Source organism: Aeromonas sp. Lyrl_2, assembly GCF_051948815.1.
Classification (GTDB): Bacteria; Pseudomonadota; Gammaproteobacteria; order Enterobacterales; family Aeromonadaceae; genus Aeromonas; species Aeromonas veronii.
Genome location: NZ_JAYJLJ010000019.1, coordinates 97407 through 109814, shown reverse-complemented (window position 1 = coordinate 109814; position 12408 = coordinate 97407). Strand labels below are relative to the sequence as shown.

Sequence of the window (12408 nt, the reverse complement as noted above, 5' to 3'; positions counted from 1 at the left end):
GCGACGCAACAGTGTGTTGCTGCGGGAGTGGAATTCTACTCAACCGCCTTCTCGAGTCAAGCCTTATTTTCAAAGGCTTTTCGAGGTTATCGACTTGGCTTTCTGCGTTGCCGCCTGCCCTGTCGATGGAGGCGCATTATAGGGAACAGATTCTTTCTGGCAAGGCTAAATTGCATTTTTTTTTGATAAAACCGCACGACCGTTCAAACAACAAACAAAAAGAAGGAAATTCGAACTAAATCACACATTCTTGAGGCAGATAACAGCCAAGAACTCCCCAGCCCTTCAACTCATATATGCCATTTCGGATTGTTGACGTGCTAGCCAAAGCTCCTCCATCTCCAACAAGGTCTGATAGATTTTCTCCGCCTGCTCCGGTCGGCTGAACAGATAGCCCTGTCCATACAAGTGGATATCGGTCAGGGATCGCAGCACATCCAACTGCGCCTGTGTCTCAATCCCTTCACACACCAGACTCTTGCCCAGCATCGACCCCATCCGGCAAATATTGGCGACCAGTTCGGATGCCTCCATTGAAGTGTCAATTCCTTGTATAAAGGAGCGGTCGATCTTCACTTTGCTGACCGGTAACTTTTGCAGATAACTCAAAGAGGAATAACCAGTCCCAAAATCGTCTAATGCCAGCAGTACCCCCTGCTGATTGAGATCCTGCATCAGTTGCAGCGAGTTCTTCACTTCGCGCATGGTGGTATCTTCCGTGACCTCCAAGACCAGGCTACGGGCAGGAAGATGGTGCTCCATCAATGCCTTGGCCACCAATTTGAGCAAATTACGCTGGTACATGCCCGGCGAAATATTCACACACATTTGCAGATCAACCATACCAAGCTGGTGCCACTGATAGAGCTGCTCGCAAGCTGTGTTCAGCACCCAGCTCCCAACCCGTTCGGCAAGCTGGAACTCCTCGGCCACCATGATCACTTCGTTTGGCGGAATGAAGCCGAGTTCCGGATGCCGCCAGCGCAGCAGAGCCTCGACAGCTTCGCAGCGACCACTCTCTAGATTGACGATGGGTTGGTAATAGAGTTCTAGCGCATTGTGTTCCAGCGCCATGATCATGTCCGACGCCAGATGTTTGCGCCGCGCCGTCTCGTTGAGCAGGGAGTTATCGTAAATCACATAGGGGACATGGGTCTTGCGACTATGGAACAAGGCCTGTTCCGCACGACTCAACAGCTCCTGAGTCTTGTCGCTGTCCATCGGATAGAAGGCAATCCCGATCCCGACTTCAAGCCGGAAGGGATAGTTGTCATAGACGATATCTTGCTTCAGAGCATGCAGCAATCGCGCTACCAGCTCCCTGACCTGACGCAGATCGCTGCTGCCACGCTGAATAATGGCAAATTGATCTCCTCCCAGACGTCCGCTCCACTCGCCCTCTTCACAGAGCACTCTGATCCGGGTGGCAAACTCACAAAGCAGATAATCACCGGTGTCATAGCCAAACTTGCTGTTGATATCCCTGAAGTCGTTGATATCGACCAGCACCAGTCCAAACGGCACTTCCTGTGTGGCGTACAGCTCCATCCGCTCCAGCAAAGCAACCCGGTTGGACAACCCGGTCAGCGGATCCCGTCTGGCCACTCTGAAATGGCGACGCCCTTCATATATAAGCAGCATGCTGAGTAGCAGCACTGACATGACCAGACCGGAGACCATCAGCAACAAGGCATTGCGCAATTGGCCAAAATGGCGATCGTTCTCGGAATAGACGTTAATGTTCTTCTGCATCACAGAAGCGAGGGAGTAGGAGAGCGGCTCTTGCAGCGGGGCAAGGCGCATCATGATCTGCTGATAGTCAGATGCCCCGCTTTGCAACTTGGTGATGTCGGGCTCTATTTGGCGAATATTGGTTTCAATCAGCTGCACTAGACGCAAGGTTTTCTGCTTGTCCTGCATGCTCTTGCGCAGCTGGCCGCTCAACAGGATGGGCGTTCTGCTCCAGAGAATGTCATAACGCAACATCAAGGTGTCATGATCAATCCCGCCATAGTGATAGACCTCTACCGCATTGAGGAAACGACCGAGCTCCAGCTGCAACTGCATCAGCGCCCAGGAGACATGATAGGTGTATTTCTCCATCGCTCTGGTCGCATTCTGGATCTGCATCAGGCAATAGAGGGTGCTCCCGGTAAACAACAGGATGGATACATACAGAATGACGAGCAGTGGCCACGCCCTGGTCTTTCCTTTCACCCCATGCTCCCGTGCTGTTTTTATCAATGCTGAATGTCTATCAAATCCAGCTGCCAGATCATCATGTCGGTATATTCGGATCGCTTCAATTCCGGATATTGATCAAGAGGCAGCATAAACCAGACCGGCCCCTTGTCACGTACCCGCATGACAACCCCATTGTCTTCCCATGCAAGAATGGGCTCGTATTTGGCAACCTTGTCCCATTCAATGCGGATCTGGAAACTGTTCAGTGCCGTCAACGTAATGGCCTTGCCATCCGCACCGACTGCAGCCAATACATCGGCCAGTTTTGGGCCTCTGTAGGTGTGCGGCTTATCCACCCACGGGTTGCCGGTCACTATCTCATGTTGCGGCAGAGCCTGTAGTTTTGCCAGATCAAACAACACCTTGCCATCAACTTCGTCTGCCGACCTGATGTTGCCACCCACTTTCAGGATCACCGGCCCAGTCAGCGCCTCAGCAGCCATCACCGGCATGATGACCAATGAACACAGTAGTGTCAGCCAACCAAACATTTTCATATCACCCCCAAATTTGCTGTCTCAACAGACTCAGTTTAGCCAGATATAAAAAAACGGCTCGCCTTGAGCGAGCCGTTTGTCAAACAGAGCAAGGGGGGATGATTACATCATGCCCATGCCACCCATGCCGCCCATGTCAGGCATGGCAGGGGTATCTTTCTTCGGCAGTTCGGTGACCATGCACTCGGTGGTTATCATCAGACCGGCGATGGAAGAGGCAAACTGCAGGGCGGAACGGGTTACCTTAGTCGGATCCAGGATACCCATGGCCAGCATGTCGCCATACTGTTCGCTGTAAGCGTTGTAACCGAAGTTGCCTTCGCCGTTCTTCACTGCGTTGGCAATGACGGAGGCTTCCTCACCGGCGTTGATGACGATTTGACGCAGCGGGGCTTCCATGGCGCGCAGGGCAACCTTGATACCGACGTTCTGGTCTTCGTTGTCACCGCGCAGACCAGCCAGTTTGGCTGCAACGCGAACCAGCGCGACACCACCACCGGCAACCACACCTTCTTCAACCGCGGCGCGGGTAGCGTGCAGGGCATCTTCCACGCGTGCTTTTTTCTCTTTCATCTCGACTTCGGTGGCTGCGCCAACCTTGATCACGGCAACACCGCCAGCCAGCTTGGCTACGCGCTCTTGCAGCTTCTCACGATCGTAGTCGGAAGAGGTTTCTTCGATCTGCTGACGGATCTGGGCAACACGACCTTCGATCACACCGGCATCACCCACGCCATCGATGATGGTGGTGTTCTCTTTGGTGATGACGATGCGCTTGGCACGACCCAGATCTTCCAGAGTCGCTTTTTCCAACTCCATGCCAACTTCTTCAGAGATGACGGTACCGCCAGTCAGTACGGCGATATCCTGCAGCATGGCCTTGCGACGGTCACCGAAGCCAGGCGCCTTGACGGCAGCCACTTTCACGATACCGCGCATGGTGTTAACCACCAGAGTCGCCAGGGCTTCGCCTTCTACGTCTTCAGCAACAATCAGCAGCGGCTTGCCAGCTTTGGCAACGCCTTCCAGCACCGGCAGCATTTCGCGGATGTTGGAGACTTTCTTGTCAACCAGCAGGATGAACGGGTCGTCCAGTTCAACGGAACCGGTCTCTTGCTTGTTGATGAAGTAGGGGGACAGGTAGCCGCGGTCGAACTGCATACCTTCAACAACTGCCAACTCATCTTCCAGACCCTGACCATCTTCAACGGTGATGACGCCATCGCGACCCACTTTGTCCATGGCTTCAGCAATCAGTTTGCCCACTTTCTCGTCGGAGTTGGCGGAGATGGTGCCCACCTGAGCAATGGCATTGCTGTCAGCGCACGGCTGGGACAGCGCCTGCAGCTCGGCAACGGCAGCCACAACGGCTTTGTCGATACCGCGCTTCAGATCCATCGGGTTCATACCGGCGGCAACGGCTTTCAGACCTTCGTTGACGATGGCCTGAGCCAGAACGGTTGCAGTAGTGGTACCGTCACCGGCGGCATCGTTCGCCTTGGAAGCCACTTCCTTGACCATCTGGGCGCCCATGTTCTGGAACTTGTCTTCCAGCTCGATTTCGCGCGCAACAGACACACCATCTTTAGTGATGGTCGGGGCGCCGAAGGACTTGTCCAGCACCACGTTGCGGCCTTTCGGGCCCAGAGTCACCTTGACGGCATCAGCCAGGATGTTTACGCCTTCCAGCATCTTGATGCGGGCTTCGTTACCAAACTTAACGTCTTTAGCTGCCATTTTTCTTCAATCCTTAAATCAATTCGGGGAAAAGGAGGATGGATTACTCTTCGACAATCGCCAGGATGTCGGTTTCGGAGAGGATCAGGACGTCCTGACCATCCAGCTTCTCGGTCTTGACACCGTAGCCTTCGTTGAAGATAACCTTGTCACCAACCTTCACGGCCAGCGCTTTGACTTCGCCATTATCCAGGATGCGACCAGTCCCCACGGCAAGCACTTCACCACGGGTGGACTTCTGGGCCGCAGTACCAGTCAAGACGATACCGCCGGCAGATTTGGCTTCAGCTTCGATGCGCTTGATGATGACGCGGTCGTGCAGTGGACGAATTTTCATCGATAACTCTCCCAAAATGAGTCTCATTGTTGCTTTGAGGAATGGCCGTTCCAGGCCAAATTAGATATGTCCCTGATGTGGGGCAGAGTTGCTAACCCTTCAAGGGCAAATACAAAAAAAATTTTTTCACGTACTATAAACATCTTCGATGGTTCAGCCATGTCCGCACTCTGGTGCAAGGTCGGTTCAAGCCGCCCGGTTTCCATGCCAGAACCTTCAAAGCCAGCTGTAGAGACGAGCCCTTGACCCGCACCAACCCCATGTTGACAGCCCCTATTCCGGTCGTACTGCGCCAGATGACGGGCCCCATGATCTTCGGCATCATCGCCATTCTGGCCTTCAATCTGGTCGATACCTTTTTTATCGGTATGCTGGGCACCGAAGCTCTGGCCGCCATCAGTTTTACCTTTCCTGTCACTTTTGTGGTTACCTCGCTGGCGATGGGATTGGGCGCCGGATTGTCTGCGGTGATCGGTCATACCCTGGGGCAGGGCAAACACGATGAGGCGGCCCATCTCGCCACCGACAGTCTGTTTCTGGCGGTGATCATGGTGGCCCTGCTCTCCGCGGGGGGGGCTCTCACCATCAAGCCTCTGTTTACTCTGCTGGGGGCCAGTGCCGAGCTTATCTCCCTCATCCATGACTACATGCTGATCTGGTATCTCACCGTCCCCATGCTGGTGCTGCCCATGGTGGGCAATGCCGCCATCCGGGCGACCGGCGATACCAAAACCCCCAGTCTGGTGATGGCAGTAGCCGGGCTGGTCAACGGGGTACTGGATCCTCTGTTGATCTTCGGTATCGGCCCCTTTCCCGAATGGGGGATCCGCGGGGCCGCCATCGCGACTTCTATCTCCTGGTTGATGGCGATGCTTGTCAGCCTCTATATCCTGCGTCATCGGGAGGGCTTGCTGCTGTGGCGCCTCTCGCCGCGGGCTCGGTTGCTATCCCACTGGCGGGCGTTACTCCATGTCGCCGTCCCCGCCTCTTTTACCAATATGCTCAACCCCCTGGCCAATGCGGTGCTGATGATGATTTTCGCCGGTCTGGGTACCGAGGTGGTGGCCGCTTACGGCGCCGCGTCGCGGGTCGAGGCACTGCTGCTGATTGTGATGATGGCCCTCGCCTCCGTACTGGCCCCTTTCATCTCGCAAAACTGCGGTGCCGGTAATCCGGCCCGGGCCAAAGCCGCACTGCAGAGCTGCATGAGGTTTGCGTTGCTGTTCCAGCTCGCCATCTATGGCCTGACCTGGCTACTGGCGCCACTCATCGCCAATCTGTTCAGCGATCATCCGCAGGTCATTCGCCTCATCATTCTCTATCTGCATCTGGTGCCGATCGGTTACGGCTTTCAGGGCATGGTGATGCTGCTGGCCTCGGCGCTAAATGGCGTGCGAGCATCCAGTATCTCGTTTTTGTTCAACGGATTGCGGCTGTTTGGTTTTCTGTTGCCAGGAGCCTGGCTGGGGGCAAAGCTGGGGGGAGAACAGGGGATATATCTGGGGATCTTGCTGGCCAATCTGGCGGCGGGCACCCTCGCATGGTGGTATGCCCGACACCGCTTCGAGGCCTTGTGCCATCAGGGCAAACCCTGATTCAGTCACTCTCCTCGGGTTTTCGTCTCGTCGATTACTCTTTGCGCTCAAATTCGCCTTCGATGGTGGTGCCGCCCTGCTTGGCGTTTCCCAGATGATCATCGGACGGTGCGTTGCCAAACGGCGATTGAGTAGGCTGGAAACCACCCATCTGCATCCGGAACTGGCTGCTGCCGATCAGCTTGTCAGCCAGTTTGTTGCGCAGCCAAGGTTGCAGCAACAGCACACCGAAAATGTCGGTCACGAAACCCGGGATAATCAGCAGCAAGCCAGCCAATGCCAGCATCATGCCCCCCATCACCTCGCGGCCTGGCATCTCGCCCATCTGCATCTTTTGCTGGGCGCTGAACAGGGTTTTGATCCCTTCACTGCGCACCAGCGAGGAACCCAATACTGCGGTCAGTATGAGCAAGCCGACAGTCGGCAGCGCCCCGATTACCGAGCCGACCTCGATCATCACGGTGAGTTCCAGTACAACCAGACCCACCAACAACAAAAACAACTTGCCCATATCCACTCCAGCACCGGTAAATTGAGAAAAAGTGGCACCCATGTAACGATGGCCAGAGGCGATTTTGCCACCCCATCATCACCACTTTCTGCCCTGAATAAATGGGGGCGGCCCCCCTCTTTTCAAGTTGGTCAACTGACTCCTACGTCATCAGCAATCTAAAAAACCAGCAAAAAGTCACAAAAAATTATAAAAATCATCATGATAAAAACTTCATAACATATGTGTACTTTCCTCAAAGTAATTTGAAAATATCGCAAATTTAGTGATCCACCTCTAATAACCGATACCTCAATTGGAGTAGTATATTGATTAGTTTTTCGGGAGGTCATTCTCCCAACCGCCCCACTCGATGTGTGGTGCTTCAGGATGAGCTGTGCGCAAGGAACTCGCGACCACTCGGTGAGGATTTTTCCATTTATCTGATTTCTGAGGCATTACAATGAGCGACATCAAGAACGTCCGCATTGAAGAAGACCTGCTGGGCACCAAAGAAGTTTCCAATGATCTCTACTACGGTGTGCATACCCTGCGCGCTGTCGAGAACTTCAAGATCAGCTCTCAGAAGATTTCTGACGTTCCGGAATTCGTCCGCGGTATGGTGCTGACCAAGAAGGCCGCTGCGCTGGCAAACGGTGAATTGGGTACCATCCGTCCTGAAATTGCTGACAAGATCGTAGAAGCCTGCGACCTGATGCTGAACACCGGCAAATGCTTCGACCAGTTCCCGGTCGACGTTTACCAGGGTGGTGCCGGCACCTCCGTCAACATGAACACCAACGAAGTACTGGCCAACATCGCCCTGGAAATCATGGGTCTGGAGAAAGGCCGTTACGACGTCATCAACCCGAACGACCACGTCAACAAGTGCCAGTCCACCAACGATGCCTACCCCACCGGCTTCCGCGTTGCTGTGGTCAACAGCACTGATGTGACTCTGCACGCGCTGGAGCACCTGATCGCGGCATTCGATGCCAAAGCGAAAGAGTTCAAAAACATCCTGAAGATGGGTCGTACCCAGCTGCAAGATGCGGTTCCGATGACCCTGGGTCAGGAGTTCCACGCATTCGCCGTGACACTGCGTGAAGAGATCAAGTCCATCAAGCGTTGCCAGGAGCTGCTGCTGGAAGTGAACCTGGGCGCTACCGCCATCGGTACCGGTCTGAACACTCCGCCCGAGTACTCTGCACTGGCCATCAAGCGTCTGGCCGAGATCACCGGTCGTGCCTATGTGCCGGCAGAAGATCTGATTGAAGCGACCTCCGACTGTGGCGCCTACGTCATGCTGCACGGCGCCATCAAGCGTCTGGCCATGAAGCTGTCCAAGATCTGTAACGACCTGCGTCTGCTCTCCTCCGGCCCGCGCACTGCACTGAAAGAGATCAACCTGCCGGAAATGCAGGCGGGTTCCTCCATTATGCCGGCCAAGGTCAACCCGGTTATCCCGGAAGTGGTCAACCAATCCTGCTTCAAGGTATTCGGTAACGACATCACCATCACCTTCGCCGCCGAAGCCGGTCAGCTGCAGCTGAACGTCATGGAGCCAGTGATTGGTCAGGCGATGTTCGAATCCCTGAGCCTGATGGAAAAAGCCTGCATTTCCCTGCGCGAGAAGTGCGTGGAAGGTATCACCGCCAACCCGGAAATCTGCATGAATCACGTGCTGAACTCCATCGGTATCGTGACCTACCTGAACCCCTTCATCGGCCACCACGAAGGGGATATCGTCGGCAAGATCTGTGCCCAGACCGGCAAGAACGTCCGCGAAGTCGTTCTTGAGCGCGGCCTGCTGAGCGCCGAGCAGCTGGACGAAATTCTCTCCATCGAGAACCTGATGAACCCGCAATACAAAGCCAAGCGTTTCACCCGCGAAGCTGCCGTATAAGCGAGTATGGGCCGGGATCTTCCCGGCCCATAAAGTCAGTTCCCGATTGGTCTTTATCCCCAGCCCGATCGGGAATTGGCTTTTTGCCAAATAAAAACCAAAAACTAAAAAATGGAGTTATCGCTATGATTGGAATCGAGTTACTTGTCGTGCTCGCCGCTATCTATCTGGGGGCCCGGATAGGCAGCATCGGCATCGGCTTTGCCGGTGGTCTGGGGGTACTGGTATTGACGTGGGGTCTGGGCATGCCCATCCCGAGCGATCAACTGGTCAGCTACATCCCTTGGGATGTGATCATGATCATCGCGTCCGTCATCTGCGCCATCGCCTGTATGCAACTGGCTGGCGGGATGGACTATCTGGTCTTCCTGGCAGAAAAAGCGCTGCGCAAGAACCCCAAATACATTACCTTCGCCGCCCCGGTGGTCACCTACCTGATGACCATGCTGGCCGGTACCGGTCATACCGCCTTCTCCACCCTGCCGGTGATCGCTGAAGTGGCCAAAGAGCAAGGGATCCGCCCATCACGTCCGCTCTCCATCGCGGTTGTCGCCTCCCAGATCGCCATCACAGCTTCCCCGATCTCTGCCGCTGTGGTTGCCTTCTCCGGCATGCTCGAGCCGTTTGGTGTTGACTACCTGACCCTGCTGGCCATCTGCATCCCCTCTACCTTCCTGGCCTGTATCCTGGGCGCCTTCATTGCCAACATGATGGGCAAACCGCTGGACCAGGACGAAGTCTATCTGGAGCGTAAAGCCAAGGGCCTGATCAAACTGCGTGGTACTACCAAGCTCGAGATCAAACCGTACGCCAAACTGTCTGTCTGGATCTTCATCGCCGCCATCGTTGCTGTCATGGCTTATGCCACTGCCATCTCCGGTAAAGTGGGCCTGATCACCAACCCGCCGATCCCCCGTGACGGCGCCATCATGGGCATCATGCTGGCCGCGGCCACCATCATGACCCTGGTGTGCAAACTGGACGCCACCCAAGTGACCAACATGCCGACCTTCAAGTCCGGTATGTCCGCCTGTATCTGCGTACTGGGTGTGGCCTGGCTGGGTAACGTCTTCGTGAAAGGCAACATGGACACCATCCAGCTGATCGCTGGCGACCTGCTGAACCAGTACTCCTGGCTGCTGGCCGTGGTGCTGTTCTTCGCTGCCATGCTGCTCTATTCACAAGGCGCCACCACCAAAGCCCTGATGCCTGCCGCACTGGCACTGGGTGTCAGCCCGCTGACTGCGATTGCCTCCTTCGCAGCCGTGAGCGCCCTGTTCGTACTGCCGACCTACCCGACTCTGCTGGCCGCGGTAGAGATGGACGACACCGGCTCCACCCGTATCGGTAAGGCGGTCTTCAACCATCCCTTCTTCGTACCGGGCACCGCCACCATCGCCATCGCCGTGGCACTGGGCTTCTTCTTCGGCGGCATCCTGCTGTAATTCATCGCCTGCCGATCGCCAAATAAAAAATCCCCGCCAGTTGGCGGGGATTTTTTTATCTCTTTACTCTGTACTTGGCTTGGCTGTCTGGCAGCGAGAGACCTGACGTATTATCCGGATGGCTCAACCACGGCGACAGCAGACACCACAACAGCGTGCCAGCGGCGCTATAACCACCACTGCCAGATTGCCGGAGTAGTAGGCCACCATGGTACTCACCACCACGCCAGAAGACGGGATCCTTCAGATCAGACCGGATCCAGGGTATCCAGCGGCCAGCGCGGCACGGCTTTGACCACCAGAGGTTCGAACACGCCCGCTTTCAGGCGCTGCATACCGGCGTAAGCGATCATGGCGCCGTTATCGGTGCAATATTCAGTGCGCGGATAGAACACCTCGCCCTTGAGGCTCTCCATCAGCTCGGCCAGCTGGGCACGCAGATGACGGTTGGCACTGACGCCACCGGCGACCACCAGACGCGTGAGACCGGTCTCCTTCAAGGCACGACGGCACTTGATGGCCAGGGTATCAACCACCGCATCTTCAAACGCCCGAGCGATATCGGCACGGGTCTGTTCATCATCACCATTGGCGGCGATGGTGTTGGCTGTGAAGGTCTTGAGGCCGGAGAAGCTCATGTCGAGCCCGGGACGGTCAGTCATGGGACGGGGGAAGTGGAAGCGCCCCTTAGTGCCCTTCTCGGCCAGACGGGAGAGCAGCGGACCACCCGGATAGTCCAGCCCCATCAGCTTGGCGGTCTTGTCGAACGCTTCGCCAGCGGCATCGTCGATGGATTCGCCCAACAGCTGATAGCTGCCGATGCCGTCAACCCGCACCAGCATGGAGTGACCACCGGAGACCAGCAGCGCCACGAAGGGGAACTCGGGGGCCTTTTCTTCCAGCATGGGAGCCAGCAGGTGGCCTTCCATATGGTGGACGGCGATAGCAGGCTTGTTCCATGCCATCGCCAGCGAACGGCCAATGGTCGCCCCCACCAGAATGGCGCCAACCAGACCCGGACCCGCGGTATACGCGATGCCGTCGATGTCATCTTTGCCCAGTCCCGCCTCTTGCAATGCGGCCTGGATCAACGGGATCGTCTTGCGAACATGATCCCGGCTGGCGAGTTCGGGGACAACGCCACCGTAGTCCGCATGCAGCTTGACCTGGCTGTATAACTGATGGGAAAGGATCCCTTTTTGATCGTCGAAGATCGCGATCCCGGTTTCGTCACAGGATGTCTCTATGCCCAATACACGCATTGCTAAAAAATTTCACTGCTAAAATGAGACGGCTATGGTAACCTTCGCGGGTTTTTTAAACCAGAGCGATCTCTGCGGGTTTACTTTCATTCCCTGTCCAGAGTATAATTTCGCACCATTTTAAGACATGCTGATCGATTGAAGGTCAGCTAACAATTTATCACTGAGGTGAAAGGCACATGCCAGTAATCAAAGTCCGTGAAAATGAGCCGTTTGACGTTGCTCTGCGTCGTTTCAAGCGTTCTTGCGAAAAAGCCGGTATCCTGTCCGAAGTTCGTAGCCGTGAGTTCTACGAGAAGCCGACTACCATTCGTAAGCGCGCCAAAGCGTCTGCTGTCAAGCGTCACGCCAAGAAGCTGTCTCGCGAAAACGCACGTCGTATCCGCCTGTACTAATCGGGAGATATTGCCGTGTCTCTGAAGGATCAACTCAAGGATCAGCAAAAGCTCGCCATGCTTGCCAAAGATAAGGCACGTCTGGGAGCGATCCGCTTGTTGATGGCAGAAATCAAGCAACGTGAAGTCGATACCCGTATCGAGCTGAATGATGAGGATATCCTCGCTGTCGTGACCAAAATGGTCAAACAGCGCCGCGATTCCATCAGCCAATTTGAAGCTGCCGGTCGCCAGGATCTCGCCGACAAAGAGTCCGCCGAGATCGTTGTGTTGCAGGAATTCCTGCCGCAACAGCTGACCGCAGATGAAATTGCTGCCCTGATCGAGCAAGCCATCACTGAAAGTGGTGCTGCCGTCATGGCTGATATGGGCAAGGTCATGGCTGTCTTGAAGCCGAAAATTCAGGGGCGTGCCGATGTCGGCGCCGTCAGTGCTCAGGTGAAAACCCGCTTGGCGTAACAGGCAACTCTCTTGTTTGGTCGAAGAAGCCGTGCTTCCCT

General features: G+C 55.5%; 12 protein-coding genes. 6 read left to right on the top strand and 6 right to left on the bottom strand.

Annotation, left to right across the window (positions count from 1 at the left end; translation table 11 throughout):
* Window positions 1–239: hypothetical protein (locus VF684_RS16510; protein WP_440174333.1), on the top strand; the 239-nt coding region annotated here is incomplete at its 5' end.
* Window positions 240–285: 46 nt separating this feature from the next.
* Here VF684_RS16510 and VF684_RS16505 read toward each other — a convergent pair.
* The 4 genes from VF684_RS16505 to VF684_RS16490 all read right to left on the bottom strand — a co-directional run bounded on the left by VF684_RS16505 (window position 286) and on the right by VF684_RS16490 (window position 4815).
* Window positions 286–2217, bottom strand: coding sequence for a putative bifunctional diguanylate cyclase/phosphodiesterase (locus VF684_RS16505; protein WP_376899020.1), 1932 nt, complete (start codon window positions 2215–2217; stop codon window positions 286–288).
* 23 nt (window positions 2218–2240) lie between these two features.
* The gene (locus VF684_RS16500) at window positions 2241–2741 is read right to left on the bottom strand and encodes a molybdopterin-binding oxidoreductase (RefSeq protein WP_162516121.1); all 501 of its coding nucleotides are present in this window, start codon (window positions 2739–2741) and stop codon (window positions 2241–2243) included.
* Window positions 2742–2843: 102 nt separating this feature from the next.
* Entirely contained in the window at window positions 2844–4478 is a 1635-nt protein-coding gene (gene groL / locus VF684_RS16495) for a chaperonin GroEL (RefSeq protein WP_005340575.1), read from the bottom strand.
* A 43-nt stretch (window positions 4479–4521) separates the two neighbouring features.
* Window positions 4522–4815, bottom strand: a complete 294-nt coding sequence (locus VF684_RS16490; RefSeq protein WP_005340573.1) for a co-chaperone GroES — start codon at window positions 4813–4815, stop codon at window positions 4522–4524.
* Between the two features lie 260 nt (window positions 4816–5075).
* Here VF684_RS16490 and VF684_RS16485 point away from each other — a divergent pair, with 260 nt between their 5' ends.
* Window positions 5076–6410, top strand: coding sequence for an MATE family efflux transporter (locus tag VF684_RS16485; protein ID WP_234879876.1), 1335 nt, complete (start codon window positions 5076–5078; stop codon window positions 6408–6410).
* A gap of 34 nt (window positions 6411–6444) precedes the next feature.
* On the opposite strand, the gene VF684_RS16480 is transcribed toward VF684_RS16485, so the two are convergent.
* Window positions 6445–6921 carry an FxsA family protein gene (locus VF684_RS16480; protein ID WP_005358147.1) on the bottom strand — a complete coding sequence of 159 codons (477 nt, stop codon included), beginning with the start codon at window positions 6919–6921 and terminating at the stop codon, window positions 6445–6447.
* A gap of 442 nt (window positions 6922–7363) precedes the next feature.
* On the opposite strand from VF684_RS16480, the gene aspA reads away from it, so the two are divergent.
* Both aspA and VF684_RS16470 read left to right on the top strand, forming a co-directional pair.
* A complete protein-coding gene (gene aspA, locus VF684_RS16475) occupies window positions 7364–8806 on the top strand; it encodes an aspartate ammonia-lyase (protein ID WP_005340569.1) in 1443 nt (480 codons plus the stop codon).
* Window positions 8807–8931: 125 nt separating this feature from the next.
* Complete coding sequence (locus VF684_RS16470; RefSeq protein ID WP_042052808.1) at window positions 8932–10251, top strand: anaerobic C4-dicarboxylate transporter; 1320 nt, start codon at window positions 8932–8934, stop codon at window positions 10249–10251.
* 248 nt (window positions 10252–10499) lie between these two features.
* Here VF684_RS16470 and tsaD read toward each other — a convergent pair whose 3' ends face one another.
* Window positions 10500–11513, bottom strand: coding sequence for a tRNA (adenosine(37)-N6)-threonylcarbamoyltransferase complex transferase subunit TsaD (tsaD, locus tag VF684_RS16465; RefSeq protein ID WP_064337300.1), 1014 nt, complete (start codon window positions 11511–11513; stop codon window positions 10500–10502).
* 179 nt (window positions 11514–11692) lie between these two features.
* Between tsaD and rpsU the strand changes: the two genes are divergently transcribed.
* Both rpsU and VF684_RS16455 read left to right on the top strand, forming a co-directional pair.
* Complete coding sequence (gene rpsU / locus VF684_RS16460; protein ID WP_005309452.1) at window positions 11693–11908, top strand: 30S ribosomal protein S21; 216 nt, start codon at window positions 11693–11695, stop codon at window positions 11906–11908.
* Window positions 11909–11923: 15 nt separating this feature from the next.
* On the top strand, window positions 11924–12367 hold the full coding sequence (locus VF684_RS16455; protein WP_005349081.1) for a GatB/YqeY domain-containing protein: 444 nt from the start codon (window positions 11924–11926) through the stop codon (window positions 12365–12367).
* The last annotated feature ends 41 nt before the right edge of the window (window positions 12368–12408 follow it).

Bases quoted from the DNA above. Each gene is read 5' to 3' on its own strand.
- groL (WP_005340575.1), bottom strand. From the start codon at position 4,478: ATGGCAGCTAAAGACGTTAAGTTTGGTAACGAAGCCCGCATCAAGATG.
- rpsU (WP_005309452.1), top strand. From the start codon at position 11,693: ATGCCAGTAATCAAAGTCCGTGAAAATGAGCCGTTTGACGTTGCTCTG.
- VF684_RS16485 (WP_234879876.1), top strand. From the start codon at position 5,076: ATGTTGACAGCCCCTATTCCGGTCGTACTGCGCCAGATGACGGGCCCC.
- VF684_RS16490 (WP_005340573.1), bottom strand. From the start codon at position 4,815: ATGAAAATTCGTCCACTGCACGACCGCGTCATCATCAAGCGCATCGAA.
- VF684_RS16480 (WP_005358147.1), bottom strand. From the start codon at position 6,921: ATGGGCAAGTTGTTTTTGTTGTTGGTGGGTCTGGTTGTACTGGAACTC.
- VF684_RS16470 (WP_042052808.1), top strand. From the start codon at position 8,932: ATGATTGGAATCGAGTTACTTGTCGTGCTCGCCGCTATCTATCTGGGG.
- aspA (WP_005340569.1), top strand. From the start codon at position 7,364: ATGAGCGACATCAAGAACGTCCGCATTGAAGAAGACCTGCTGGGCACC.
- tsaD (WP_064337300.1), bottom strand. From the start codon at position 11,513: ATGCGTGTATTGGGCATAGAGACATCCTGTGACGAAACCGGGATCGCG.
- VF684_RS16500 (WP_162516121.1), bottom strand. From the start codon at position 2,741: ATGAAAATGTTTGGTTGGCTGACACTACTGTGTTCATTGGTCATCATG.